The following is a 25,695-nucleotide window of genomic DNA, read 5'->3' on the forward strand; positions in this document are numbered from 1 at the left end:
ACCCGCTACGACAAGACCGCTGAGAGCTTCCTCGGCTTCATTGACATCACGTCGATCCGTCTCTGGGTCCGCCATTTGTCAACATGACCTAGAAGAAAAGTCGTTTAAAACCAGAATATTGCTGGAATCAGTTAAAAAGTTGCTTTGGCGAATAGAGGCATGAGATTGCCTCCCTTGGTAATTGGACATTCTGAAGGATCAGGAATCATGATAAACAAAGCTGCGAGGATTGGACAAAGGGAGCGTCTGATCTTCGGGTTCGGCTGCGCCGAGATGGCGGCCTGATCGCTGCGGGGACCTTGGCTCGGGTCTTTCACGGACCCTTTCGCGATGTCTTGGCCCGCCGTGTTGGCGGTTTTGCAGAATTCGGACGGACTCGTCCCCACGCCCTCCGCCTCCGTCGGACCAGGAGCAGGTTGCCAGGCGCGAACAGCGTGAAGAGCTGAGCGCGGTTTTTGGCCAGTCCCCGATCGCGGGTCTTCACGTCGCCGAACTGGCGCTTGAGGACCCGGAACGGGTGGCCGACGCGGGCCCGCACCATGGCGATGATCCGGTTGATCTTCTCGTCCTCGGGGTGAAGCTTGCCGCCCATGGGCGCCTTGCGCATGACACCCCAGGCGCCGCCGACGGCGACGAACGCGGCCTTCCGCTCGGCGCTGACATAGCCCTTGTCGGCTCAGACCGAGCTTTCCTCGCCATGCAGCACCTTGTCCCGGATCCGACTGTCATGCACCTTGGCGGTCGAGGTCTCGAGGCTGTGGACCGTGCCACTCTGCGCATCGACGCCGACATGCGCCTTCATCCCGAAAGACCAGGTGTTGCCCGTCTTCGTGGACGACATCTCCGGGTCGCGGGCGCCCGCCTTGTTCTTTGTGGACGACGGCGCATCGATGATCGTCGCATCGACCAGCGTTCCTGTCGGCGGTGTTGTCGGGCGCGATCCGGGTCGGGACCTCGAAAGGGGTCAACGGCCTTCTCGCGCGTTGGCAGCCGCCGCGCCGGACCGGAACCCGCGCGGCCGGATAGAGGCCGTGACCCCGCGCCGGGCCGACCGGAGCCGCGAGCGCTCGCGACCGCAGCCTTTCTGAGGTGCCGTGCGGCGGGCCGGTTCTTTCGCGTCTTGATTGTGTCACCCGGCCTTGCGACCCTGCCGGCAGTCCCTCGCCAAGGAGTCGCCGATGGTCCAGCCGCTTTCCGATCTGATTGCCCAGGGCCGCGGGCTGGTGCCGGCCGATCTGGTGCTGAGAGGCGGGCAGGTGCTCGATCTGGTGACCGGCGAGATGGTGCCGGGCGATGTCGCGATCTGCGGCGAAACGATCGTCGGCATCGGCAGTGCCTATGAAGGGCGCGAAGTCCTCGACGTTTCCGGGCTGACGCTGGTGTCGGGGTTCATCGACACGCATCTGCATATCGAAAGCTCGCTGGTGACGCCGCTGGAATTCGACCGCTGCGTCTGCCCGCGCGGCGTGACCACGGCAATCTGCGACCCGCATGAGATCGCCAATGTGATCGGGATCGAGGGCATCGACTATTTCCTCCGGGCCGCGACGCGCACGGTGATGGACATCCGGGTGAACCTGTCCTCTTGCGTGCCCTCGACCGGGATGGAAACGGCGGGCGCGCGGATCGAGGCCGAGGCGCTGGTCGCGCTGAAGGATCATCCCCAGGTCATCGGGCTGGCCGAGATGATGAACTACCCTGGCGTTCTGATGCAGGACCCGGGCGTTCTGGCCAAGCTCGAGGCGTTTCGCGGCGGCCATATCGACGGCCATGCGCCGCTTTTGTCGGGCAGGGACCTGAACGCCTATATCGCGGCGGGCATCCGCACCGAGCATGAGGCGACGAGCGCCGCCGAGGCGCGCGAGAAGCTGCAGAAGGGGATGCGGGTGCTGATCCGCGAAGGGTCGGTCTCGAAGGACATGGTGGCGCTGTCGCCGCTGCTGAGCGAACGGACCTCGCCCTATATGTGCCTGTGCACCGACGACCGGAACCCTCTGGATATCGCCGAGCAGGGCCATCTCGATCACATGATCCGCTGGATGATCGGGCAGGGCACGCCGGTGCTTGCGGCCTATCGGGCGGCGTCTCTGTCGGCGGCCGAGGCGTTCGGTCTGAAGGATCGGGGCCAGATCGCGCCGGGCAAGCGGGCCGATATCGTGGCGCTCGAGGATCTTGCGGCGTGCCGGGCGCGGCTGGTTCTGGCGGGCGGGCGGCTGGCTTCGGCCGGGGCTTTCGCCGCGCGCGAGGATGTGGCGCCGGTCGGGCGCGGCTCGGTCAGGGCGCCGAAGGTGACGGCAGCCAGTTTCCGTGCCACCTCGAACGCGGCCGAGACCCATGTCATCGGCATCCTGCCGGGCAAGATCCTGACCGAGCATCTGATCGAGGCGGTGCCACCGGAGGGCGGTGAAAAGCGCGCCGACCCGAGGCGCGATCTGGCCAAGGTCGCGGTGGTCGAGCGGCACGGCAAGAACGGCAATATTGCGGTCGGCTTCGTGCGCGGTTTTGGTCTGCAGCGGGGGGCGATTGCCTCGACCGTCTGTCACGATCACCACAACATCGTCGCGGTGGGCGTGTCCGAGGCCGACATGGCGCTGGCCGCGACCCGGCTTTCCGAGATCGAGGGCGGGTTTGTCGTGGCCGAGGGCGGGCGGGTGCTGGCCGAACTGGCGCTGCCGGTCGCGGGGCTGATGAGCCTTGAGCCCTTCGAGACGGTCGAGGCGCGGCTGAAGGCGCTGCGCGCGGCAGCGAAGAGCCTTGGCGTGGTGCTGGACGAGCCCTTCCTGCAGCTGGCCTTCATCGCGCTGCCGGTGATCCCGGCGCTGAAGATCACCGATCGCGGCCTCGTCGATGTCGAGGCCTTCGAGATCATCGGCTAGGGGCGCCTCGGCGGGTCTTGCGTTCAGCGCGGCAGGGCGGCGGCCTCGCGGGCCAGCGCCACGATGGCGTCCCAGTCGCCTGCCGCGACCTTCTCCTTTGGCGCGACCCAGGAGCCGCCGACGCACAGCACGTTCGGCAGGCTCAGATAGCTGGCGGCATTGGCTAGGCTGACCCCCCCCGTCGGACAGAACCGGATCTGCGGCAGCGGGCTTGCCAGCGCTTTCAGGGCCGCCGCGCCGCCCGCGGTTTCGGCCGGGAAGAACTTCTGGACGCTGTAGCCCTTTTCCAGAAGCGCCATCGCTTCGGAGGCGGTCGCGGCACCCGGCAAAAGCGGCAGGTCGCCCGCCCGCGCGGCATCGAGAAGCGCGGGCGTCGACCCCGGCGAGACCCCGAACCGGGCGCCCGCGGCCGTGGCGGCCTCGACATCCGCCGGGGTCAGCAGCGTGCCTGCGCCGACCACGCCGCCCTCGACGCCCGCCATCTCGCGGATCGCGTCGAGCGCGGCCGGGGTGCGCAACGTGACCTCGAGCACCGGCAGGCCGCCCGCGACCAGCGCCTCGGCCAGAGGACGGGCAAGGGCCGCGTCCTCGATCACCAGCACCGGGATGACGGGGGCCTTGCGGCAGAGCGCCTCGGTGATCTCGCTGGCGGCATGGGGGGTCATTCTGGCGGTCCTTTCGCGCGGTCGTCTGACGTTTCAGTGGGTATTTAGGCCAAGAAGAAGCGGCTAGACAACGATCCCCGCGCCCTCGGTCGCGGATTTCGCATGCGCTCGGAAGGCGGCGAAGAGCTCGCGCCCCAGTCCGGTCTCATTGGCCGAGAGATCGGGGGTGACGGGCGGGCGGTCGAGCGCGCCTTCGGTCAGCACGTCGAGCCGGCCGGCGGGCGCGTCGAGCCGGATCAGGTCGCCGTCCCGGAGACGCGCGAGCGGGCCGCCATCGACCGCTTCGGGGGTGACATGGATCGCGGCCGGGACCTTGCCCGAGGCGCCCGACATCCGCCCGTCGGTGACGAGGGCGACCTTCAGGCCCCGGTCTTGCAGGACCGACAGCGTGGGGGTCAGAGCGTGCAGCTCCGGCATGCCGTTCGCACGCGGACCCTGGAAGCGGACGACGACGATGGTGTCGGAGGTGAACTCGCCCCGCTTGAAGGCCGCCTTGACCGCTTCCTGATCGTGAAAGATGCGCGCGGGCGCCTCGATCATGTGGCGTTCCGGGGCGACGGCCGAGACCTTGATGATGCCGCGCCCCAGATTGCCGGTCAGGGCGCGCAGGCCGCCCGTCGCCTGGAACGGATCGGCGGTGGGGCGCAGGATCTTGTCGTTGAGGCTTTCGCCGGCGCCCTCGGTCCATGTGAGGGTGCCGTCGACGAGCTTGGGCTCGCGGGTGTAATGCGCCAGCCCCTCGCCCGCGACGGTCAGGGTGTCGGGATGCAGGAGGCCCGCCGCGAGCAACTCGCCGATCATGTAGCCAAGCCCGCCCGCCGCGTGGAAGTGGTTCACGTCGGCCAGCCCGTTCGGATAGACCCGGGCCATCAGGGGCGTGACCTCGGAGAGCCGCGCGAAATCCTCGATATCGAGCAGGATGCCCGCCGCGCGCGCCATGGCGGGCAGGTGCAGCACGAGGTTCGTGGACCCGCCCGTCGCCATCAGCCCGACGATGCCATTGGCGAAGGCGCGTTCGTCCAGAACCCGGCCCGCAGGGGTATACCGGTTGCCCAGGGCGGTGATCTCGAGCGCCCGTTGCGCGCCCGCCACCGTCAGCGCATCGCGCAGGGCGGTGTTGGGGGGGACGAAGCTGGCGCCCGGCAGGTGCAGCCCCATCAGCTCCATCAGCATCTGGTTGGAATTGGCGGTGCCGTAGAAGGTGCAGGTGCCCGGGCCGTGATAGCTTTCCATCTCGGCCTGCATCAGCGCGTCGCGGCCGATCTCTCCGGTGGCGTATCTCTGGCGGACCTTGGCCTTTTCGTCATTGGGCAGGCCCGAGGTCATCGGTCCAGCGGGCAGGAAGACGGCCGGGATATGGCCGAAGCTCGCGGCCGCGATCACGAGGCCCGGCACGATCTTGTCGCAGACGCCCATGAAGACCGCCGCATCGAAGCAGTTATGGCTGAGCGCGACGCCTGCCGAGAGCGCGATCACGTCGCGCGAGAACAGCGACAGCTCCATCCCGGTCTGGCCCTGTGTGACGCCGTCGCACATGGCGGGCACGCCGCCCGCGACCTGGGCGGTGGCGCCAGCTGCGCGCGCGGCGTCGCGGATCAGGGCGGGGAACCGCTCGAAGGGCTGATGCGCCGAAAGCATGTCGTTATAGGCGGTGACGATCCCGAGATTGGGGGCGCGGCCTTCGGCGAGGAGGTCCTTGGCCGCGCCCGAGGCAGCATAGGCATGGGCCTGGTTGCCGCAGGTCAGATGGGCGCGGGCGGGGCCCTGATCGGCCGCGCGGGCGATCCGGTCGAGATAGGCGGCGCGGCTGTCGGCCGAGCGGCGGACGATGGCCCGGGTGACCTCTTCGAGCACGGGGTGAAGCGGCATGGCGGTCTCCTCTCGCGGGTGGATAAGGCGGGATATAGAACGTTAGCGCTAACGGGGAAAGGGCGGGCGGGCCGCGCGATTCCCCTTCCCGCCGCCATCGTCTGGCCGTAGGAGAGGCCCATGAGCACCGAACCGAGCACCGACTATCCCACGATCCGGCTGATGCCCAAGGCCGAGGCGCGCGCTATCCGTCACGGCTTTCCCTGGGTCTATTCCGACGAGCTGGTCATGGACCGGCGCACCAAGGCGCTGGCGCCCGGAACGCTGGCGGTCCTGGAAGATGCCGAGCGGCGGCCGCTGGGGCTGGCGGCGGTCAATCCGCTGTCGCGGATCGTGGCGCGGGTGATCGACCGCGACCCCGAGGCGGTGGTGGATCAGGCATGGTTCGCGGCCCGGATCGGGTCGGCGCTGGCGCTGCGTGACAGGCTTTACGACGCGCCCTTCTACCGGCTGGTCCATGCCGAGGCCGACGGTCTGCCCGGGGTGGTCATCGACCGTTTCGGCAGCGCCGCGGTGGTGCAGCCCAATGCCGCCTGGGCCGAGTATCGGCTCGACGCGCTGGTGGCTGCGCTGGTCGAGGTCAAGGGCGTCGAGACCGTGGTCAAGAACGGCTCGGGCCGGGTGCGGGGGCTGGAGGGCCTGCCCGAAGAGACGCTGGTCTTGCGGGGCGCCCTGGAGGGACCGGTACCGGTTCCGATGAACGGTGCGACCTACATGGCCGATCTGACCGGCGGGCAGAAGACGGGGCTGTTCTACGACCAGCGCCCGAACCATGCCTTCGCGGCGGGGCTGGCGAAGGGCGGCCGGGTGCTGGACGTCTTTTCGCATGTGGGGGGCTTTGCCCTTGCGGCGCTGGCGGCAGGTGCCGAAAGCGCGCTGGCGGTCGACGGGTCCGAGCCCGCGCTGGCGCTGGCCGAGGCCGGGGCAGAGGCTTCGGGGCTGGCCGGGCGGTTCGCGACACGGAAGGGCGATGCCTTCGACACGCTGGCGGCGCTGGGCGCCGAGGGCGCGCAATTCGAACTGGTGGTCTGCGACCCGCCTGCCTTCGCGCCGTCGAAATCGGCGCTCGATGCCGGGCTTCGGGCCTATGAGCGGGTGGCGCGGCTGGCGGCGGCGCTGGTGGCGCCGGGCGGGTATCTGGTCCTGTGTTCCTGTTCGCATGCCGCCGATCTGGCGAAATTCCGGGCCGCCAGCGCGCGCGGCATCGGCAAGGCCGGGCGGCGCGGGCAGATCCTTTACACCGGCTTTGCCGGGCCGGATCATCCGGTGCTGCCGCATCTGGCCGAGTCGGGCTATCTGAAGGCGCTGGCCTTCCGCCTGACCGAATGAAGGTCCTGCTGGACACCTGTGTCCTTTACCCGACCGTGCTGCGCGAAATCCTGCTGAAGGTGGCGGGGACGGGGCTGTTCACCCCGCTCTGGTCGGCCCGCATCCTCGAGGAATGGGCGCGGGCCGCGTGCAAGATCGGACCGACCGGCGAGGCGCAGGCCCGGGCCGAGATCGCCCTTTTGCGGGGGGCTTGGCCGGGGGCCGAGGTGGCGCCGAAGGCGGGGCTTGAGGCGCGGCTCTGGCTGCCCGATCCCGACGACGTGCATGTGTTGGCGGCCGCCGTGGCGGGCGGGGCCGATGCGATCCTGACCTTCAACGCACGTGACTTTCCCGGCCATCTACTGGCGGCCGAGGGGCTTGTCCGTGCCGCGCCGGACGGGCTCCTGATGGATCTGTGGCTGGCCGATCCCGGGCCGGTCGAACGGGCGGTGGCCGAGGTTCATGCCGCCGCCGAACGGATGGCGGGCGAGCCGCTGGCCCTGCGCGCGCTGCTCAAGCGGGCACGGCTGCCCCGGCTGGGCAAGGCGTTGGGCTGATCCGACGCGCTGCTTGCGACGAGGGAAAAGCGGGAAGCCACGGCCACTCTCCGTCGCCTCCCGCGAATGTGGCCAGGGGCCACGAAAATGAAGAGAGATCGCTCTCTCCTGCGGTGCCGGTCTCGGACGCGATCCTGCATCGATCTGGCATCAGGGCCAGACCCGTCAGGACCACGGCCCCCACCGGATCCGATCTGACCGATCCACCGCCCCCCTGAAAAAGGGTGGTCCAAATATGCCTTTGACGGGCCCTGCGGGAATTGGGGATTTTCCCTCATGCATGTGAGGTCGCGGCGGGTCAGGGCGCGATCAGGCCGAGGATCAGGGCGCGGGCCACGGCATGGGTCCGGTTGACCGCATGCAGCTTGGTCATCGCCGAGGCCATGTGATGTTCCACGGTCTTTTCGGCGATCGACAGCCGGAACGCGATTTCCTTGTTGCGGAGCCCGGCCGCGGACCAGAGCAGGCATTCCCGTTCGCGCAGAGACAGCCGGATCATGTCGGCGGCAATGTCAGGCGTCTGCGCCAGGGCATGGAAGAGGGCGGCCGCGCTGAGGATCGCGCCCTCGCTGGCGGCAAGGATCTCTTCGGCCTGGGCCAAGGTGCGCGCGTCGAAGGCCAACCCCATACCGCTTCGGTTCAGCCGAGACCGGCCCTTGAGCGGAAGGGTCATCCCGAAGGCCAGGCCGAAATCCTCGCACAGGCCCAGCACATCGCGTGCCTCGGGATCGGCGGCAAGGGTGTCGCCGGGCCGGTTCCAGTAAAGCGGGGCCTCGGCGTCGGACTCGCAGTAATGCGCGCGCGGATCGTGATCGATCATCCCTTCCGAGGCATAGCGCCGGGTGAAGCCTTCGGGATAGGTCGCGTGATAGATCATCTCGCGCGAGATAGACCGCACCCGCACGGACGGCAGCTGCGCATAGAGGGCATGCGACACGCCATGCGCGCGCAGGTGATCGTTGAAAACCAGCCAGGCCGCGTCGAACGAGCGTTGCGCGCGCAGCGTTCCGGCAAAGTCGAGGCCTTGGGGTTCCACACTCATGACGGGCAACTCTGGGCAACAGGACTCGGACCTAACAGGGCCGGAGTGAAAAGTTCATTAAGGATACATCTTTCGATATCCGACGCTAGGTCGTCGTCGCCGGGGTCCAGCGGGTCTCCATCGCCTCGATTGCTGCGATGCGGTCGGCTGTGCGCGGGTGGCTCATCAGCCAGGCAGGCATGGCGCCGCCCCGGCTTTGGGTGATGCGGTCGAGCTTTTCGAACAGGGTCTTTTGCGGTCCGGTCCCGATACCGGCCTTGGTCAAGAGTGCCGCGGCATAGGCATCGGCCTCGTATTCGTCCTGACGGCTGAGCCGTGCAGCCAGGAGCGAGGCCAGAGCATTGGCCAGATAGACGCCGATGCCGGGCAGGACCCGGCCCAGAACCATCGCCAGCGCCGTCCGCATGGCGTTCTGGCCGGAAAAGTCGATCATCCGGCGGCGGCCGTGTCCAAGCGCCACATGACCCAGTTCGTGGGCGATCACGCTGGCCAGTTCCTCGGCGGTCACCTCGCCCGCGCGGTAGCGGTCGTGAAACCCGCGGGTGATGAAGATCCGCCCGTCGGGCGCTGCCAGCCCGTTGACCGGCGCGATCTCGTAGATGTCGACGCGGATTCGCGGCAGGTCGAGCGCCCGGGCCATCCGGTCGGTCAGCGCTTTCAATGCGGGATCGGCCAGTTCCGAGGAACGCGCGTCAAGCTCGCGCCCCGTGCGCCAGGCCGAGAACCGGTACATCGCAAGCGCGTAAAGCACCGCCAGAAGGATCGGGGTCAGTTTCAGCATCCCCCGAAATATGGGACGTCGCGCCGCCGAAACAATCGCGTCGCACCGGTCGGGGCCCGGATCGGGGGGCGCACTGCCAGTCTGATAACGCGATCCTATCGTTAATATCATTAATGCCAAATTCCATCTATCGACCGGCTCTGGTAGAAGACCCGCAGGGAGGACGCGGACCAGATCCGCGGGTGCCGCGGCCGGGCAAGCCGGTCGTTTCGGGTGCACGCGGTCCGTTTCTGGCTCCTCCGTTTTCAGATTTGACCCTCGAACCAGCGACCCGGAGGAAGAGATGGACGGAAACGACACGCCGGCGGGCAAATGCCCCGTGCTGCACACCACCTTCGGCGGCCAGTCGAACCGCGACTGGTGGCCGAACCAGCTGAACCTGAGAATCCTGCATCAGAACCCGACCGCCGGAAACCCGATGCGCCCCGGCTTTTCCTATGCGGCAGCCTTCGGGACGCTCGACCTCAAGGCGGTCAAGGCCGACCTGCATGCGCTGATGACCGACAGCCAGGACTGGTGGCCCGCCGATTACGGCCATTACGGCGGGTTGTTCATCCGCATGGCCTGGCACAGCGCCGGCACCTATCGCACCGCGGATGGCCGCGGTGGCGGTGGCACCGGGACCCAGCGTTTCGCGCCGCTGAACAGCTGGCCCGACAACGTCAACCTCGACAAGGCCCGGCGGCTTCTCTGGCCGATCAAGAAGAAATACGGCAACGCCATTTCCTGGGCCGACCTGATGATCCTCGCGGGCAATGTCGCGCTGGAATCGATGGGACTGAAGACTTTCGGCTACGCCGGCGGGCGCGAGGATGTCTATGAGCCCGAGGAAGACATCTACTGGGGGTCGGAACGCGAATGGCTGGCCACCAGCGACAAGCCGGACAGCCGCTATTCGGGCGACCGCGATCTGGAAAATCCGCTGGCGGCGGTGCAGATGGGGCTGATTTACGTCAACCCGGAAGGCCCCGATGGCAACCCCGACCCGGTCGCCTCCGGCCGCGACATTCGCGAGACCTTCGCGCGGATGGCGATGAACGATTACGAGACCGTCGCGCTGACCGCGGGCGGGCACACCTTCGGCAAATGCCACGGGGCGGGCGATGCTGCCCTGCTGGACGCCGAACCCGAGGCCGCGCCGCTGCAGGCGATGGGGCTGGGCTGGCTCAGCCGGCATGGCAGCGGCAAGGGCGCCGATGCCATCACCAGCGGCATCGAGGGCGCCTGGACGCCCAATCCCACGACCTGGGACATGGGCTATTTCGACGTGCTCTTCGGCTATGACTGGGAGCTGACGAAAAGCCCCGCCGGGGCCTGGCAGTGGACGCCGAAGGACCTGAAGCCCGAGGATCACGCGCCCGATCCGGAAACCGGCGAGCGCAATCGCAAGATCATCATGACCACCGCCGACATGGCGATGCGGATGGACCCGATCTACGAACCCATCTCGCGGCATTTCCACGAGAACCCCGAGGAGTTCGCCGATGCCTTTGCGCGGGCCTGGTTCAAGCTGACCCATCGCGACATGGGGCCGAAATCGCGCTATCTCGGTGCCGAGGTGCCGTCCGAGGACCTGATCTGGCAGGATCCGGTGCCGCCGGTCGATCATCCGCTGATCGATGCGGACGACATCGCTGCGCTGAAGGCCGAGATCCTTGGTTCGGGCCTGTCGGTGGCCGAACTGGTCTCGACCGCCTGGGCTTCGGCCTCGACCTTCCGCGGGTCCGACAAGCGCGGCGGGGCCAATGGCGCGCGCATTCGCCTTGCGCCGCAGAAGGACTGGGAGGTGAACGAGCCCGCGCAACTGGCCCGGGTTCTGGAGGCGCTCGAGGGCATCAAGGCGGGCTTCGACGCCCGTGCCGCGGGGGGCAAGCGGGTCTCGCTGGCCGATCTGATCGTGCTGGGTGGATCGGCCGCGGTGGAAAAGGCCGCTGCCGATGCGGGCCATGCGGTCGAGGTGCCCTTCGCGCCCGGCCGCACCGATGCCACGGCCGAGCAGACCGATGCCGAGTCCTTCGAGGTGATGGAGCCGGTCGCCGACGGGTTCCGCAACTACCAGAAGGGCGCCTATAGCGTCACCGCCGAGGAGATGCTGGTCGACCGGGCGCAACTCCTGACCCTCAGCGCGCCCGAGATGACGGTTCTGGTCGGCGGGCTCCGGATGCTGGGCGCCAATGCCGGGCAAAGCGCGCATGGCGTCTTTACCGACCGCCCCGGGCAGTTGACGACCGACTTTTTCGTCAACCTTCTGGATATGGGTACGGTCTGGGTGCCGACCGATGCCGACGAGACCCTGTTCGAGGGCCGCGACCGCGCGACCGGCGCGGTGAAATGGACCGGGACCCGGGTCGATCTGGTCTTCGGGTCGAACTCGCAGCTGCGGGCGCTGGCCGAGGTCTATGCCCAGGATGAGGCCGGTCCGGCCTTTGCCGAGGCCTTCGCAGCGGCCTGGGCGAAGGTGATGAACGCCGACCGGTTCGATCTGGCCTGAGCGGACGCACGGGGCTGGCCGGCGGGTCCGGCCGGGTCCGCCCCCCTGGGGCCGGAGAGCGGTGTCGCCGCCTTCCGGCCCTTTTCCTCAACCCTTTCAAGTATGTGAAACGGGTGAGGCCAATTTCGGTCTTTTGCAGCGAATTCAGTTGATCCATTGCGGTTTTCTGGTGAAATGGACCGCGATTTTACGTAACGTTAACCCGCGGCGCAAATCATGCGGGTAGTGTTCCGCCAAGGATGCCGATCTCTGACAGATCGCCTGTTTCCTGGCTCGTGATCAAGGTTTCCTGACATGACGAATATGCCAACGGACAGTCTACCTGTGCCTCGTCGTCCTGCCGAGCGGAGCTTTGTCGTGCTCATGCTCGACGATAACGAGATCGACCGGCTGCGCCTGAAGAAACTGTGCCTGCGCGCCGGGCTCAAGTTCCGGGTGCGCGAAGCGGCAAGCATCCACGATTTCCGCGCCGCACTGGACGAGACCTCTTATGACATGGTCTTTCTCGACTACGATCTGAAGATGGAAACCGGGCTTGACGCGCTCGAACTGCTCAAGGCCCATCCCGATCAGCCCAAGGCCATCGCCATCATGATCACCAGTTCCGACGACCCCGCCACGGTCGCCGAGGCGATGCGCTCGGGGTGTTCGGACTATCTGGTCAAGGACGAACTGACCATCTCGATGATCCGCCGCGCGGTGACCGCTGCGATCGAGCGCGAGATCTACCGGGCCGCGATCCTTCACGAACGCGAAGCGCGGGCCGAGGTGGAACAGATGCTCGAACGGTTTTCGGCCGTCTGCGCGGCCGATATTCGTGGCATGCTGTCGGGCATGCTGCGCAAGATCCGTGTGGTGACCCAGTCTGTCGAGGGCCATTCCGAGATCCGCAAGGAGGCCGCCGAGGCCGAGCGGGCCTGCCTCGACCTGTTCGAATACCTGGAGAACATGAAAACCATTCTCGCACTCGAGGCGCAACCGAAGACGGAACGACTGTTGAGATAGGGGAGAACTTTGGAAACGCGTCAGGTCATCGTCGGCCGGCAGATCAGTCTGGGCGTGAAACTCGCCCTGATGGCCTTTTGCGTCGTCCTTGTGGCAAGTCTATTCTTCGCTGCGGTGAACCTGTTCGGCGTCCAGTGGTATCGCACCGCCGCGGTGTCGCGGATGGAATTCGCGGGCGGGTTCTTTGCGGAACGGCTGCTGCAGCAACTGGATCTGATGGCGTCCGACGGCCGCAAAATCGCGGCCCTTCCGGAAATCGACGGTGTGGTGGCGGCCACGGGTCAGGGACTGCACGATCAGAAAGTCCAGGAGTCGCCGGACATCTACTGGCATCGGCGGCTGGAGGCGGTCTTCGATTCCGTCCTGCGGACCCGGCCGCACTATTCCCAGCTGCGCTATATCGGGCGGGACGACAACTGGCGCGAAGTCGTGCGCGTGAACCGGGTCAGCGACCGCACGGAAGCCGTTCGGCGCAGTGCGTTGCAGTCGAAGGGAGACGAACCCTATCTGGCCGACGAAGCCGCGCTCGATGCCGGGCAGCCGTTCTTCTCGCGGGTTACCCTGAACCGGGAACAAGGCCGCGACGAGGGGCCGCCGACGATTCGTCTTGTCGTGCCGGTGCCAGGCTCCGATGGCCGCGCTGTCGGAGCGTTGGTGATCAATGCCGATTTCGAATCGATCCTGCGGGCCGCGGTCATTTATCCGGCGGACGGGTATGTCGTCACGGCCATGACGTCATCCGGCGATTTCATGCGTTACGATCCGGTCACCGGACCCGGGCCGCTGCGATTTCATGGCACTCCGGGCTGGCGCGCCGAGGATCTTCCGGACCTTGGCGGCATCGTACCGTCCGGGTCGACGCGGGCCACCAAGATCGGCTGGCAACGGGCGATCAATGTCACCGGGCTCAGCGCGGCTTCGCTGAGCCGGGGGGAGCGTCTGCCTCTGCGGACCGACATCTTTGTCGTGACCGAACTGCCGACTCCGTATCTTTTCGCGCCGATCCGTCAGCAGCTTGTCTATGGGCTTGCGGCGGGCATCGTCTTGTCGGTCCTGGCCGGGCTGGTAGCCTGGCATTTCGGAAACCGGCTGACGGGACCGCTGAACCGGTTGGCCCGCGGCTTGCGCGCCAGCGAGCCGGGCGACGATCTGCGGGACCTAGTCCCTGAAAGCAACGACGAGGTCGCCGAACTGGCCCGCGCGGTCGTCAAGCTGAACGAGAGACTTTATCAGAAATCGGCGAAACTCAACGCGATTTTCGCCGAGGCGGCGGATGGGCTGATCACCATAAATCAGGAGGGTGTCATAGAGGAAGCCAATGTCGCCGTGGCCCGGATTTTCGGATACGAACCCTCCGAACTGCTGGGGCGGAATGTGTCGATGCTGATGAGCGACAAAGAGGCCGTCAAACACGACAGGATGATGCGCAGGCGGATCGGTCAGGCGACGCCGCAGCGTCTGATCGCCGGGCGTGAGATGCCCGGCAAGCGCAAGGACGGCACCGAGATCACCGTCGAGATCTCGGTCGCAAGCACAAGTCATGCCGGCGGCACGCGGTTCATTGGCGTGCTGCGCGATGTGAGCAGCCGGCGCGAGGCTCAGGCCCGTAGCGAGGCGCTCGTCCAGGCGCTGGAACGTTCGAATGCCGACCTCGATGCCTTCGCCTATTTCGCCTCCCACGACCTGAAGGCGCCGCTTCGCGTCATCGACAATGCCTCGGCCTGGCTCGAGGAGGATCTGGCGCCCTATCTCAACGACGACACCCGCGACAGCATGAACCTGCTGCGCAGTCGGGTCGCGCGGATGGACCGGCTTCTGGACGATCTCTTGAACCATTCGCGGATTGGCCGGATCGACGAAAAGGCCCGGATCGTCGAGGGCAGGGAGCTTGCCAGCGAATTGCGCGGGCTTCTGAACCTTCCCGAGGGGTTCACGTTCGAAGTGACACCCGATTTCGACAAGCTGCATATTCCGAATATGCCGATCAAGACGATCCTTCTGAATCTTCTGGGTAATTCGCTAAAGCACCATGACCGGCCGACGGGGCTCGTTCGTCTGTCGGGCCGCGAAACGGATGACGCCTATTGCCTGTCGGTCAGCGATGACGGCCCGGGAATTCCGCCAGCCTATCATAAGAAGGTTTTCAAAATGTTCCAGACATTGCGTCCCCGCGACGAAGTCGAGGCCAGCGGGATGGGGCTCGCGATGGTCCTGAAATACGTGCAAATCGCCGGGGGGCAAGTGCGGATCGAAAGCGACGGCGGTCGCGGCACGACGATGCATGTGGTCTGGCCCAAGGTCCGTGCGAAGTCGGGCAAATCGGCGTGGCGCGCGGCATGACGCAGGATGCAGACCTCCTTGGCCGGACGCCGCTGAACCTTCTTATCGTCGAGGATGACGACGGTGATGCCAAGGCCGTGCGCCGGGCTCTGAACCGCTCACGAATTAAGGCGACATTGACCCGCGCCGTCGATGGTGTCGAAGCCTTGTCGATCATGCGTGGTGTCGCCGGCCCTGTTCCCGCCTCTCCCTATATCGTGCTGGCCGACATCCGGATGCCAAGGATGAACGGTCTCGAATTCCTGCATGAGTTGCGCAATGACTGCAGCCTCAGGCAAGCCGTTGTCTTTGTGCTGACGACATCCAATGACGATGACGACAAACGCATTGCCTATGAGGCAGGTATCTCGGGGTATATCCTCAAACAAAGGGTCGGGCGCGATTTTGCGTCGCTCATAGAGACTCTGGACCGCTTCTGGAATATATTGAGCTTTCCGGATATTCGCCTCAGCGAGGACTAAAGGATGCGCGATCTGGATGTCATGATCATCGATGACGACGCCGGCGACCGGAAACTCATTCGCCGGTTGCTGGAACGATCCGGGATGTGCCGATCCATTTGTGAAGCGGAATTGGTGCATGCGGCACTCGATCACGGTTCCGAGACGCTCGACGCGGTTTTCATAGACTATGTTCTTCCCGGGGAAAACGGGCTCGACGGACTTGAGACGCTCAAGAGAAAATGGCCCGGCGCCGCTTTCATTCTTATGACCGGCCAGGGCGACGAGCAGATCGCCAAGTCGGCAATCCTTGCAGGGGCCGCCGACTATACCCCGAAATCGCGGATCAACCAGGCCGGTCTTGAGAGGATGCTGGTCCGGGCGGTCGAAATGGTGCGCCTTGCGCAGCGGGTCGAGGAACAACGGCAGGAATTGCTGACGTTCTCAAATGTTCTTGTTCATGACTTCCGTGCGCCAATCCGCAGCATCCGGTTCATCTGCGAGCAGCTCGACGAGGAAATGGGCGAGGTGCAATCGGCGGAACTGCAGAAGCTGATGGTCATGATGAAGAAGACCGCAACCCAGATGTCGCATCTGGTCGAAACGCTGGCCGATCATATTCGCACGGACATCAATCCGGTCTTCGAGACGATTCCCGCCACCGAACTCGTCGAAAATGCGCTTTCATTCCTGGATCAGGATATTCGAGAAAGCGGCGGGAGCGTCGATGTCGATCTGTCGGACTTCGATGTGTTTTGCAGCCCCGCGATGCTGGCTCAGCTGCTGCAGAACCTGGTATCGAATGCGATCAAGTATTCCGGCGAGAACGCCCCCGAAATCCGGATTTCGGCGCGGCGGCTCGAAAATGGAGACGTGCTTTTCGAAGTTGCGGATCGCGGCATCGGGGTTCCCGAGGAATACCGGCAGCGCATTTTCGAGCCGTTTCAGCGTCTTTCCTGGGCGACCGACAAGCCGGGGACCGGGCTGGGGCTTGCCACGTGCCAAAAGATCGTCAAGCGTCATGGCGGCCGCATCTGGTGCGAAGCCAATCCCTATGGCGGAACGCTGATGCGGTTTCGCGTGCCTGGGTCCAGCGCGCCTGTTGACGGGTTCGCCTCGAAAGTCTGGTCGCCACACCCGAGTGATGCGGCCGTCTCGCGTTGAGGCGCGGAAGACGGCTGCCATAGGCGTTTCCACCCCGTGACGACCCCGGGAAACGGAAAATTGCCACCGCTGCCCGGCCATGTACGGCCGACGTGTCACATCCCGTGTGATTGTAGGCCCGCTTCCTGAAGAGTTCGGGTCTGTGACGTTGCCAGTCCTCGAGGGTTGCGACGGGGGGCGCCGCTTCAGGGCCGATTGCGGCAGCTGGCTGTTGCAGAGGTGGACGCAGCGCAGGATAGTCTGCTCGAGGTCCTCTCCGCTGTGGAAGCGATGGCTCTGGAGCATGCCCTCGATCCGACCGTTGAACCGCTCGACCATGCCGTTCGTCTGCGGCCGCATCGGCGGCGCCAGGTGGTGTTCGATACCGAGGTCCGTGCAGAGCAGATCAAACGCGTGTTGTCGGGGTCCCGCGCGCTTGCGCAGGCCGAACAGCCGGTCGGTAAAGGCCTTGCCGTTCTCGGTCAGCACCCGGGCGATCTTCATCGGGGCCGCGCGCTCGAGATCGCGTGAGGCAACCTCCGCGCATTGGCCGCGCTCTGTGCCGGGCAGATGCGCACGAAGACCCACCGCGCGGCCCGGTCGATGGCCACGAAGAGGTGGCGGCGGCGATCCTCGTCGGCCATCCGGGGCAGGTATTTGATGTCGATGTGCAGGTCGCCGGGGTCGTCGGCCTTGAAGCTGCCGTGCGCGGGCTTGGATGCCTTCGGCTTCGGCGCCCGCAGGTTGCCCAGGCCATGGCGTCGGAGGCAGCGGTCGAGCCCCGAGCGCGAGACATGCGGGCTGAGGAATTCGCGCACCACGGCAGGCGGCTCGTCGAGCGGCAGGAGGAGCGCCTTGCGCAGCGCACGCCACCGCCTCCTGCGCCGGGGGGGCAGCGCCGTCTGAAGCCTGTGCGGCGTGTGGCTCCGGTCGTGAACGCCATCGCGCCCCCGCCACGTCCAGACCGTCTGTTCAGAGATCCCGTCGCGCTCGGCCACCATCCAGGCCGGGTCCGTGCCCGCCTGGATCGCCGTCCGGATCCCCGGTGTCGTTGTCGCCTGCTTGTGAAGAGAGATCGGCACCTCTGCCCTCCATCCCGGACCTCGCGCAGACGCGATCTTGCCATGCACAGGGCAGACCGACGGGGGCTATGTGATCATCCGGGATGGGAGACCTACGCGCTGACGTCGGAATCGATCCTTTGGCGGTTTCCATTGGCGTGAGCCGCCTGAGGGCTTCGACCTTTTGTCCGAACCCGCATGCGCCCCAAGCCCGAGGCGATACGGATCAAGGGTCTTCGAGATCCTCGGTCATCACCGGTCCGGCGAGCGCCGCGGTTAAAGCGAGGTTGTGAACTCTTCGCCTGTTCCAAGGGGGAGGGGCGCCTGCCGGTGTGCTTTCGCCGCGGCCGGACCGCGTTGCGTTATTCGGTCTGTTTGATAGGCCTAAGCCATGAATATCACGCTTCGCCAGCTATCCTATTTCATCGCGCTTGCCGAGACACGGCATTTCGGCCGTGCGGCCGAATCCGTGCATGTCAGCCAGCCTGCCTTGTCGGTGCAGATCCGTGAGCTGGAGACCGACCTTGGCGTGCAACTGGTCGAACGGCAGCCGCGCGCCGTCGTGCTGACCCCGGCTGGGCACGATCTCCTGCGGCATGCGCAGCGGGTGATGCAGGAGGTGCGGGCCCTCAGGGATGCCGCGCGCTGGCAGCGCGGACTGGGCGGGCGGTTGAGCCTCGGGCTCATTCCGACGGTGGCGCCCTATCTGTTGCCGAAGGCGCTGCCGCTGATCCGGGCGCAAAACCTGACGCTGGAGATCGGGGTCCGCGAGGCGCGTACCGACCGGCTGCTGGCCGATCTCGATGAGGGGCGGTTGGACGCCGCGCTGGTGGCGCTGCCGGTCGGACGCGACGATCTGATCGAGGCGCCGCTTTTCGAGGATCGTTTCCTGCTGGCCGGATCGGCGCGGCAGATCGCGGCGCTGGGCGGCGAAACTGCAGGCGTTCGGCCGGCAGCGCTCGACCCCGACCGGCTGCTTCTGCTCGATGAGGGGCATTGCCTTGCGGATCAGGCGCTTGAGGTTTGCGGCATGCGGCGCGAGGAGACCAGGGTCGATCTGGGAGCCTCGTCCCTGGCCACGCTCTGCGGTCTGGCGGCCGAGGGCTTCGGTCTGACCTTCCTGCCGGAAATCGCGCTTGTCTCGGAACGGGCGGCCAGTCCGGCGCTCGCGGTGCATCGCTTTGCCTCGCCCGAGCCCGCGCGTCGGCTGGGTCTGGTGCGTCGGCGGCTTTCGCGCGACGATGGCTGGTTCGAAGCTCTGGCGGCTATTCTGGCCGAGGCGGGACGGAGCCTGACCGACAGTGCCCGCGCGGCTGCCGGCGGCTGAGTCGGCCGGTTGCCTTCGCGGTGACAAGAGCCTAAGAGAGGGCGACCCGTCCCGTCAGGGAGACCCCAGTTGCGCGACCTGAAGAACCCGGCCGAACGCCATCCCGAAAAAGCCCGCCGTCCCGATGCCCCCCAGCCGAAGAAACCAGCCTGGATACGCGTGCGCGCGCCCGGAGGAGAGGGGTATCGCGATACCCACCGCGTGATCCGCGAACACGGGCTGGCCACCGTCTGCGAAGAGGCGGGTTGCCCCAATGTGGGCGAATGCTGGTCGCATGGCCACGCGACCATGATGATCATGGGCGAGATCTGTACCCGCGGCTGCAGCTTCTGCAATGTGGCCACGGGCCGACCCGACGCGCTGGACGTCTTCGAGCCAGGCCGGGTGGCGGATGCGGTTCAGAAGCTGGGGCTCAGGCATGTCGTGATCACTTCGGTCGATCGCGACGATCTCGCGGACGGCGGAGCCGAGCATTTCGCGCAGACGATCCGCGCGGTGCGCCACCGGGCGCCCGAGACGACGATCGAGGTGCTGACCCCGGATTTCCTCAAATGCGGGGCAGGGGCGGTCGAGACGGTCGTTGCGGCGCGGCCCGATGTCTTCAACCACAATCTCGAAACGGTTCCGGGGCTTTATCCCGAGGTGCGGCCGGGCGCACGCTATTTCCATTCGCTTCGTTTGCTGCAGCGGGTGAAGGAAATCGATCCGGCGATGTTCACCAAATCGGGGATCATGGTCGGGCTTGGCGAAGATCGCCAGGCGGTGCATCAGGTGATGGACGACCTGCGGGCGGCCGATGTCGATTTCCTGACCATCGGGCAGTACCTGCAGCCGACGCCCAAGCATCACGGGGTCGACCGTTTCGTGACGCCGGAGGAATTCGCGGCCTATGAGAGGGCAGCCTATGGCAAGGGGTTCTTGATGGTTTCAGCGACGCCCCTGACGCGGTCGAGCTATCACGCGGGCGAGGATTTCGCCAGGTTGCGTACGGCGCGCGAGGCGCGGCTGGCTCAAGGATAGCGCGCGCCGGGCGGTGCGCCGAAAATTCGCAGAATTTTCGCGGCGTCAGCGGTGGCGGTCGCGTCCGCAGATCACGATCAGATCGCCGATATTCTCGCGTGTGATGTATCCGATCATCCGTCCGGATGGTTCCGTGACCGTGACGGCCGGTGCGCCCGAATCCTGCAAGGCGTCAAGCGCCGCGTCGAGCGGGGCGGCCAGGGGAACAGTCGGAATTCCGCGCGCCATGTTTTCGGCCACCGGGCACATGTCGCGTCCCTCCGCCAGTGCCTGAAAAAGAGCGGTCCGGGTCAGAATTCCGCGCAGACCGCCCCCCGCATCGACCACGGGAAACTCATGCTGGGCAGTCCGGATCAGCGTCGAGGAGGCCCCCCGAAGCGTGTCGGACGGCTGCAGCGCTTCGTAATCGGTGATCATCGCATCGCGGGCGCGCAGGTGCCGTGCCATGTCCCGCAGCGCGACATCCGCGCTTTCGGCCCCGGCGGCGGCAAAGATGAAGATGGCGATCAGCACCAGCACGGCATCGCCGGTGACGAGCCCGAGAAACCCGAAGCCGAAAGCCAGCGCTTGACCCGACCGCGCCGCGAAACGGGTGGCGGCGACCCGGCCGAGGCGCAGTGCCAGCAGGGCGCGAAACACCCGGCCCCCATCCATCGGAAAGGCGGGAAGCAGATTGAAGAGCGCGAGAAAGAGGTTCACCGTCGCGAGCTTGCTCCAGAATCCGGCCGCCGGATCTTGAAGGGCCGCCGCCCCCGTCAGATCCGTCCTTGCGCCGAGGACGATCAGCAGGGTGCAGATTGCCAGGTTCACGGCCGGGCCCGCCAGTGCCACGGCGATTTCCTGGCCCGGCCGCTCGGGCATCCGGTCGAGCCGGGCAAGCCCGCCGATGGGCAACAGCGTGATGTCGGGCGTCGCGATGCCGAAGCGCCGGGCGGTCAGCGCGTGGCCGAATTCATGGGCGACGACGCAAGCGAAGAGAGCCAGCACGAAGACCAAGTTCGCCACCGCCGCGATCGGACCGTCGGCGATCCACGCGGCGGCGCCGATCCAGGCGAGAAGCAGGAAGAAAGTCGCGTGGATCCTGATTTCGGACCCGAATACCCGTCCGACAGGATAGGACCAGGTCATCGGCGCAGGCTCCCCTCACTCCGCATCCCGGCTATGGCTCAGAACGGGATCTCGTCATCGAAATCGCCCGCGGGCTGGGGGCCGCCATAGTCGCCGCCGCGGCTGCCGCCCTGATCGTACCCGCCGCTTCCGCCGCCATAATTGCCGCCGCCGCTACCCCCGCCGTCGCGGCCGTCGAGCATGGTCAGCTCGCTGCGATAGGGCCGCAGGGCAATCTCGGTCGTGTAGCGGTCCTGACCGGACTGGTCCTGCCATTTTCGGGTCTCGAGCTGGCCTTCGATATAGACCTTCGACCCTTTGCGCAGATACTGTTCGGCGACGCGGACCAGGGGCTCGGAATAGATTGCGACCGAATGCCATTCGGTGCGTTCGCGTCGCTCGCCGGTATTGCGGTCCTTCCAGTTTTCCGACGTCGCGATCCGCAGGTTGCAGACCTTGCCGCCCGAAGGGAAGCTGCGCACCTCGGGGTCGCGGCCGAGATTGCCGATCAGGATGACCTTGTTCACCGAACCTGCCATGCATGCCCTCTTTTCGAATCTTGGTGTTCCATCGTGTACCCGTTTACACCACCCCGGAGGGGGATAGCGACGGCGAATTGGGCCGGTTCGGGCCGCGGCGACGGGCAGGCTGGCCAGGGACGCATTTTATTCCTATAGTCCCCGCGCGAAAACACCCATGACGGGGGAGGGACGAGAGTGAAGCCACGGCTTGCAGCGATCGCGCTGACGGTTCTGGCTGTGTCCGGTTCGCATCCCGCGTCCGGTCTGGCCGAGTCCGTAGTGTCCTCGAAGGCGCGTCTGATGCTCTTCAAATCCCAGACCCGGGTGCTCGACGGTCGCGCCGGCCAGCAGTATTCGAATTCGGTCCGCCTGCAGCCCGATCGCGTGCATACGCCTTCGCAGGGCAGCCTGCTCTATTCGGGCCGTTATCGCGGCGAGTTCGTGGATGTGGCGCGCGACGCGGCCCGCAAGCATGGCGTGCCGGAAGACCTGTTCCTGCGGCTCGTGCAGCAGGAATCGGGCTGGAACTCGGGCGCGGTTTCGCACAAGGGCGCGATCGGGCTGGCGCAGCTGATGCCGGACACCGCCCGCAGGCTTGGGGTCGATCCGACCGACCCGCACCAGAATCTCGACGGCGGCGCGCGCTATCTGCGGCGGCAGTTCGACCGGTTCCGATCCTGGCGGCTGGCGCTTGCCGCCTATAATGCCGGGCCGGAAGCTGTCGAAAAGCACGGCGGCGTCCCGCCGTATCAGGAGACGCAGACCTATGTCCGGCGGATCTGGGGAAGCTGATCCCGTTCGCGGCCGGGTTTAGTCACGGCCGAAGGCGATCCGGTAGACCCCTTCGGGCAGGTCGAAGGCCGCGCCAAGCTCGTGCAGTTGGGCCAGCGACAGCGTGATTTTCTGGACCCGGTCGGTGCGCGGGTCCAGCTGTTCGACCGTCACGCAATCCTCGAAGGCCGTGATCGTTACGTCCTCCTGCAGATGCTGCGGCCCCTCGTCGACGAGGGTGATGACGGTGGCGTCGAATTCGTGCTCGATGCTGAACATGGCGCAAGGCTAGCCGCCCACGGCCGGCTTGTGAAGCGGTCTTGCCCGGCATTTGCCGGTCCGCACCAGGGGGCGCTCCTGTCTCCGCGCCTCGGGCGGTGTCCCCATTTGACACGCATCAAGGCGCCCGGTGAGCTCTTGCGGTCTAGTTCCATCAATTCGAAATCGACAGGAGACCTTCGATGTCGGGTCAAACCAAATACGAAGAACACGCCCATCTTGTTGAAAAGATGGCAGAAGTGCTTGGCGTGGATCTTGAGGAAGAGGCCATGGCCGGCCGCTGGACCCCCGAAGACATGCAAGATACCGTCTCGCGCTGCCTCGGCTGTACCGAGCCCTCGCAATGCAAGGGCTGGCTCGGGTCTCACGATACCGGGACCGACGAGACGCCGGGGTTCTGCCGCAACAAGGATCTGCTGGAGGCGATGCGGGCACGGTTGGTGTCCGCCTGAGGGCGATGGAAGACCAGGGCAGGCTGTCGAAACATTTCTGGCTGACCCAGGGGATGGCGCGCACCATCGGGGTCAATCTCAACGATGCTCTCCGGTCCGGGCAACTGGGCCGGGGCGAATATTCGGAACTGGTGGCTGCCTGCGCCCATTGCGGCCGCGCCGAGGAGTGCATGCGCTGGATGGGCCATCAGGTTACCGGAGCCGACCGCCTGCCCGAATGGTGCGGCGTGGGCGTCCGCCTGGAGGCGCTGAAGGAACCTGCCTGACGGGTTGGGTCAGGCGCTGGGGGTCCCGGTGCCGGGACGCAGGCGGTCAGGCTGACGTTTCGGCCGTCAGCCAGGCCGCCGCCTCGGGCGTCGTTTCGACCGTTTCCCAGGTGATGACCGGCAGGTCGTGGGGATGGGTCTCGGCGATCAGCGAGACCAGCGCGGCGCGGTGGCCGTCGTCGGTTTTCAGCGTCAGCTGCAATTCCGGCTCTTCGTCGATGCGATCCTGCCAATGAAACAGGCTGACGACGCCGGGCAGGATATTGGCGCAGGCCGCGAGCCTGCGGTCGAGCGCGGCGCGCGCGATGGCCCGGGCGCTGTCGATGTCGGGGCAGGTCGTGACGACGTGGATCATTTCGTTTTTCCGAACCTGTCAGGATTGAGAGCGCCATCATAGGGGCGTTCGTGGCCCGATACCATTCGACAAGCGGGGACTGGGCGCGTTCGTGTCGGGCCGGTGCGTGAAGCCCGGTTCGCGTGCCGCTCGACGGATGCGGGCAGTCTTGGGGCATGGGGCATCGGACGCAGGGCGGTTTGCGGGATACCTGCCTGGGAAGCCGTCGGTTATGCGCTGTTAACTTCTTGTTAGCATTAAACTTCTTGACTCTGCGAACGGTCTGGGGTATACCTTACGGCATGCTGGAAGACGTGGGTTTGGCGGCCCGGGGTACCCCCGGAGGCCGCCTTTTTGTTGTCTTCTTCCTGCGCCGGGCAGACCAATCAGGCAGATGCGATGACAGATGATCCCTCTCCTGAAGCGGGCGGCGCGGCGGCGTGGGCGCTGCTTGAGGAAGCTGAAGAACATTACAGGCGCACGATCCGCGCCCTGAACGAACTGATCGAGGAAATCGAGGCCGGCAATTCCGAACGTGCCCGCATGCTGCGCGGGGCGTTGAACGATCTCGGGAAGGCGGCACAGACGGCGTTCGACGAACGGCAGCGGGTTGAAAGGCGGCTGAATGCGGAAAGCGAGTCCGAAGGTGGAATCCAAGCGCTTGATCTTGAACAGGCCCGCCTTGAAGTCGGGCGCCGACTGGATCGCCTGCGCAACACCCTAGATGCAGGCCGCGTTTCTGGAGGGGTTGAATGACTCGGCGCTGCTGGCGCTGCCTTATCTCTTCGAGTTCTGGGCGTTGCCGCATCAGCTGCCGCCCGAGGGCGACTGGCGTTCTTGGGTGATCATGGGCGGCCGGGGTTCGGGCAAGACGCGGGCCGGATCGGAATGGGTCCGGTCGCAGGTCGAGGGCGCAAGGCCGCTTGACGAAGGCCAGGCCCGGCGGGTGGCCCTGGTGGGCGAGACCGTCGACGAGGCCCGCGAGATCATGGTGTTTGGCGAAAGCGGCATTCTGGCCTGTTCGCCTCCCGACCGGCGGCCGAACTGGGAGGCAACGCGGCGGCGGCTGGTCTGGCCGAATGGTGCGGTGGCGCAGGTGTTTTCGGCGCATGACCCGGATTCCCTGCGTGGTCCGCAATTCGATGCCGCCTGGTCGGACGAGCTGGCAAAATGGAAGCGGGCCGAAGAGACCTGGGACATGTTGCAGTTCGGGCTGCGGCTGGGGCAGGCGCCGCGGCAATGCGTGACGACGACGCCCCGCAACGTGGCGGTGCTGAAGTCGATCCTGGCGAACCCCTCGACCGTGGTTACCCACGCGCCGACCGAGGCCAACCGGGCCAATCTGGCAGCCTCGTTCCTCGAGGCGGTCCGGACCCGTTATGCGGGCACCCGGCTCGGGCGGCAGGAGCTTGACGGCGTGCTTCTCGACGAGTCGGACGGCGCGCTTTGGACGCTGAGCCGGATCGAGGCGCTGAGGGTCGACGAGGCGCCGCCGCTGGACCGGATCGTGGTTGCCGTCGATCCGCCGGTCACGAGCCGCGACAGCTCGGACGAATGCGGGATCGTGGTGGCAGGGGTCCGGATGCAGGGGCCGCCGCAAACCTGGTGCGCCTATGTGCTGGAGGATGTCAGCATCAGCGGCGTCGCCCCGACGGCCTGGGCGACGGTCGCGATCGAGGCGATGGAGCGCTATGGCGCCGAGCGGCTGGTTGCCGAGGTCAATCAGGGGGGCGATCTGGTCGAGACGGTGATCCGCCAGCTCGATCCGATGGTGCCCTTCCGCGCGGTTCGCGCCACGCGGGGCAAGATCGCCCGGGCCGAGCCGGTGGCCGCGCTTTACGAGCAGGGCCGGGTCAAGCACCTGCGGGGCCTGCAGGTTCTGGAAGAGCAGATGTGCCACATGACGGCGCGGGGCTACGAGAGCCAGGGCAGCCCGGACCGGGTGGACGCGCTGGTCTGGGCGATCAACGACCTGATGATCGCCCCGGCGGCGCATTGGCGGCGGCCGCGGGTGCGGGGTCTTTAGTCCGGCCGGATCGC

The 25,695-nt window shown here is 66.4% G+C and carries 24 protein-coding genes and 3 pseudogenes; 16 read left to right on the plus strand and 11 right to left on the minus strand.

All coding sequences use genetic code 11. The features are described 5' to 3' along the window. Nucleotides 1-87, plus strand: a pseudogene (locus EV657_RS18455) (IS5/IS1182 family transposase); the annotation flags it as partial. A gap of 226 nt (nucleotides 88-313) precedes the next feature. Here EV657_RS18455 and EV657_RS21680 read toward each other — a convergent pair. Beyond that, complete coding sequence (locus EV657_RS21680; RefSeq protein ID WP_143540510.1) at nucleotides 314-592, minus strand: transposase; 279 nt, start codon at nucleotides 590-592, stop codon at nucleotides 314-316. A gap of 84 nt (nucleotides 593-676) precedes the next feature. Then, nucleotides 677-913, minus strand: a pseudogene (locus tag EV657_RS21685) (transposase); the annotation flags it as partial. Nucleotides 914-1,178: 265 nt separating this feature from the next. On the opposite strand from EV657_RS21685, the gene ade reads away from it, so the two are divergent. Then, the gene (gene ade / locus EV657_RS18465) at nucleotides 1,179-2,876 is read left to right on the plus strand and encodes an adenine deaminase (RefSeq protein ID WP_134079280.1); all 1,698 of its coding nucleotides are present in this window, start codon (nucleotides 1,179-1,181) and stop codon (nucleotides 2,874-2,876) included. 23 nt (nucleotides 2,877-2,899) lie between these two features. Here the strand turns inward: ade and eda are convergent, their stop codons facing one another. Both eda and edd read right to left on the minus strand, forming a co-directional pair. After that, nucleotides 2,900-3,541 (minus strand): bifunctional 4-hydroxy-2-oxoglutarate aldolase/2-dehydro-3-deoxy-phosphogluconate aldolase, encoded by a 642-nt coding sequence (gene eda / locus EV657_RS18470; protein ID WP_134079282.1) that lies wholly within the window; start codon nucleotides 3,539-3,541, stop codon nucleotides 2,900-2,902. A 63-nt stretch (nucleotides 3,542-3,604) separates the two neighbouring features. Next, nucleotides 3,605-5,410, minus strand: a complete 1,806-nt coding sequence (edd, locus tag EV657_RS18475) for a phosphogluconate dehydratase (RefSeq protein ID WP_134079284.1) — start codon at nucleotides 5,408-5,410, stop codon at nucleotides 3,605-3,607. Nucleotides 5,411-5,530: 120 nt separating this feature from the next. On the opposite strand from edd, the gene EV657_RS18480 reads away from it, so the two are divergent. Then, nucleotides 5,531-6,739, plus strand: a complete 1,209-nt coding sequence (locus EV657_RS18480; RefSeq protein ID WP_243837733.1) for an RSP_2647 family RNA methyltransferase — start codon at nucleotides 5,531-5,533, stop codon at nucleotides 6,737-6,739. Further along, nucleotides 6,736-7,275 carry an RSP_2648 family PIN domain-containing protein gene (locus EV657_RS18485; RefSeq protein WP_075785189.1) on the plus strand — a complete coding sequence of 180 codons (540 nt, stop codon included), beginning with the start codon at nucleotides 6,736-6,738 and terminating at the stop codon, nucleotides 7,273-7,275. Before EV657_RS18480 ends, EV657_RS18485 begins: the two co-directional genes overlap by 4 nt. Before the next feature lie 298 nt (nucleotides 7,276-7,573). On the opposite strand, the gene EV657_RS18490 is transcribed toward EV657_RS18485, so the two are convergent. Both EV657_RS18490 and EV657_RS18495 read right to left on the minus strand, forming a co-directional pair. Then, nucleotides 7,574-8,317: a helix-turn-helix transcriptional regulator gene (locus EV657_RS18490; protein ID WP_075785190.1), complete on the minus strand. Its 744-nt coding sequence runs from the start codon at nucleotides 8,315-8,317 to the stop codon at nucleotides 7,574-7,576. An 85-nt stretch (nucleotides 8,318-8,402) separates the two neighbouring features. Next, nucleotides 8,403-9,098, minus strand: coding sequence for a M48 family metalloprotease (locus tag EV657_RS18495; protein ID WP_075785191.1), 696 nt, complete (start codon nucleotides 9,096-9,098; stop codon nucleotides 8,403-8,405). Nucleotides 9,099-9,381: 283 nt separating this feature from the next. Between EV657_RS18495 and katG the strand changes: the two genes are divergently transcribed. From katG to EV657_RS18520, 5 genes are all read left to right on the plus strand, one after another. After that, a complete protein-coding gene (gene katG, locus EV657_RS18500) occupies nucleotides 9,382-11,589 on the plus strand; it encodes a catalase/peroxidase HPI (protein WP_113668469.1) in 2,208 nt (735 codons plus the stop codon). Between the two features lie 363 nt (nucleotides 11,590-11,952). After that, complete coding sequence (locus EV657_RS18505) at nucleotides 11,953-12,594, plus strand: response regulator (RefSeq protein WP_075785193.1); 642 nt, start codon at nucleotides 11,953-11,955, stop codon at nucleotides 12,592-12,594. 9 nt (nucleotides 12,595-12,603) lie between these two features. After that, nucleotides 12,604-14,934, plus strand: coding sequence for a sensor histidine kinase (locus EV657_RS18510; protein WP_134079285.1), 2,331 nt, complete (start codon nucleotides 12,604-12,606; stop codon nucleotides 14,932-14,934). Further along, the gene (locus EV657_RS18515) at nucleotides 14,931-15,395 is read left to right on the plus strand and encodes a response regulator (protein ID WP_134079287.1); all 465 of its coding nucleotides are present in this window, start codon (nucleotides 14,931-14,933) and stop codon (nucleotides 15,393-15,395) included. The genes EV657_RS18510 and EV657_RS18515 overlap by 4 nt, the downstream gene beginning before the upstream one ends. A gap of 3 nt (nucleotides 15,396-15,398) precedes the next feature. After that, nucleotides 15,399-16,538 carry a sensor histidine kinase gene (locus tag EV657_RS18520; RefSeq protein WP_134079289.1) on the plus strand — a complete coding sequence of 380 codons (1,140 nt, stop codon included), beginning with the start codon at nucleotides 15,399-15,401 and terminating at the stop codon, nucleotides 16,536-16,538. Between the two features lie 91 nt (nucleotides 16,539-16,629). Here the strand turns inward: EV657_RS18520 and EV657_RS18525 are convergent. After that, nucleotides 16,630-17,599, minus strand: a pseudogene (locus EV657_RS18525) (integrase core domain-containing protein); the annotation flags it as partial. Between the two features lie 370 nt (nucleotides 17,600-17,969). Between EV657_RS18525 and EV657_RS18530 the strand changes: the two are divergent. Then, nucleotides 17,970-18,905 (plus strand): LysR substrate-binding domain-containing protein, encoded by a 936-nt coding sequence (locus tag EV657_RS18530; protein WP_075785198.1) that lies wholly within the window; start codon nucleotides 17,970-17,972, stop codon nucleotides 18,903-18,905. A gap of 69 nt (nucleotides 18,906-18,974) precedes the next feature. After that, entirely contained in the window at nucleotides 18,975-19,925 is a 951-nt protein-coding gene (gene lipA / locus EV657_RS18535; protein WP_113668472.1) for a lipoyl synthase, read from the plus strand. A 45-nt stretch (nucleotides 19,926-19,970) separates the two neighbouring features. Here lipA and EV657_RS18540 read toward each other — a convergent pair whose 3' ends face one another. Both EV657_RS18540 and ssb read right to left on the minus strand, forming a co-directional pair. Beyond that, nucleotides 19,971-21,053 carry a site-2 protease family protein gene (locus EV657_RS18540; protein ID WP_134079291.1) on the minus strand — a complete coding sequence of 361 codons (1,083 nt, stop codon included), beginning with the start codon at nucleotides 21,051-21,053 and terminating at the stop codon, nucleotides 19,971-19,973. Nucleotides 21,054-21,091: 38 nt separating this feature from the next. Further along, nucleotides 21,092-21,571: a single-stranded DNA-binding protein gene (gene ssb, locus EV657_RS18545; RefSeq protein WP_075785201.1), complete on the minus strand. Its 480-nt coding sequence runs from the start codon at nucleotides 21,569-21,571 to the stop codon at nucleotides 21,092-21,094. A gap of 177 nt (nucleotides 21,572-21,748) precedes the next feature. Here ssb and EV657_RS18550 point away from each other — a divergent pair, with 177 nt between their 5' ends. Continuing rightward, nucleotides 21,749-22,345 carry a lytic transglycosylase domain-containing protein gene (locus EV657_RS18550; protein ID WP_425057270.1) on the plus strand — a complete coding sequence of 199 codons (597 nt, stop codon included), beginning with the start codon at nucleotides 21,749-21,751 and terminating at the stop codon, nucleotides 22,343-22,345. A gap of 18 nt (nucleotides 22,346-22,363) precedes the next feature. Here EV657_RS18550 and EV657_RS18555 read toward each other — a convergent pair whose 3' ends face one another. Next, on the minus strand, nucleotides 22,364-22,603 hold the full coding sequence (locus tag EV657_RS18555; RefSeq protein ID WP_075785202.1) for a hypothetical protein: 240 nt from the start codon (nucleotides 22,601-22,603) through the stop codon (nucleotides 22,364-22,366). A 182-nt stretch (nucleotides 22,604-22,785) separates the two neighbouring features. Between EV657_RS18555 and EV657_RS18560 the strand changes: the two genes are divergently transcribed. Next, a complete protein-coding gene (locus EV657_RS18560) occupies nucleotides 22,786-23,055 on the plus strand; it encodes a DUF6455 family protein (RefSeq protein ID WP_134079292.1) in 270 nt (89 codons plus the stop codon). Nucleotides 23,056-23,060: 5 nt separating this feature from the next. Next, entirely contained in the window at nucleotides 23,061-23,321 is a 261-nt protein-coding gene (locus EV657_RS18565; protein ID WP_075785204.1) for a DUF6455 family protein, read from the plus strand. Between the two features lie 46 nt (nucleotides 23,322-23,367). On the opposite strand, the gene cutA is transcribed toward EV657_RS18565, so the two are convergent. Further along, the gene (gene cutA, locus EV657_RS18570; protein ID WP_134079294.1) at nucleotides 23,368-23,676 is read right to left on the minus strand and encodes a divalent-cation tolerance protein CutA; all 309 of its coding nucleotides are present in this window, start codon (nucleotides 23,674-23,676) and stop codon (nucleotides 23,368-23,370) included. A gap of 378 nt (nucleotides 23,677-24,054) precedes the next feature. Here cutA and EV657_RS18575 point away from each other — a divergent pair, with 378 nt between their 5' ends. Further along, nucleotides 24,055-24,411 (plus strand): hypothetical protein, encoded by a 357-nt coding sequence (locus EV657_RS18575; protein ID WP_134079296.1) that lies wholly within the window; start codon nucleotides 24,055-24,057, stop codon nucleotides 24,409-24,411. Further along, nucleotides 24,380-25,681 carry a DNA-packaging protein gene (locus tag EV657_RS18580; protein WP_113668475.1) on the plus strand — a complete coding sequence of 434 codons (1,302 nt, stop codon included), beginning with the start codon at nucleotides 24,380-24,382 and terminating at the stop codon, nucleotides 25,679-25,681. The genes EV657_RS18575 and EV657_RS18580 overlap by 32 nt, the downstream gene beginning before the upstream one ends. Nucleotides 25,682-25,695: the final 14 nt, after the last annotated feature.

The sequence above is a fragment of the Rhodovulum visakhapatnamense genome, from assembly GCF_004365965.1.
In the GTDB taxonomy this organism is placed as follows: Bacteria; Pseudomonadota; Alphaproteobacteria; order Rhodobacterales; family Rhodobacteraceae; genus Rhodovulum; species Rhodovulum visakhapatnamense.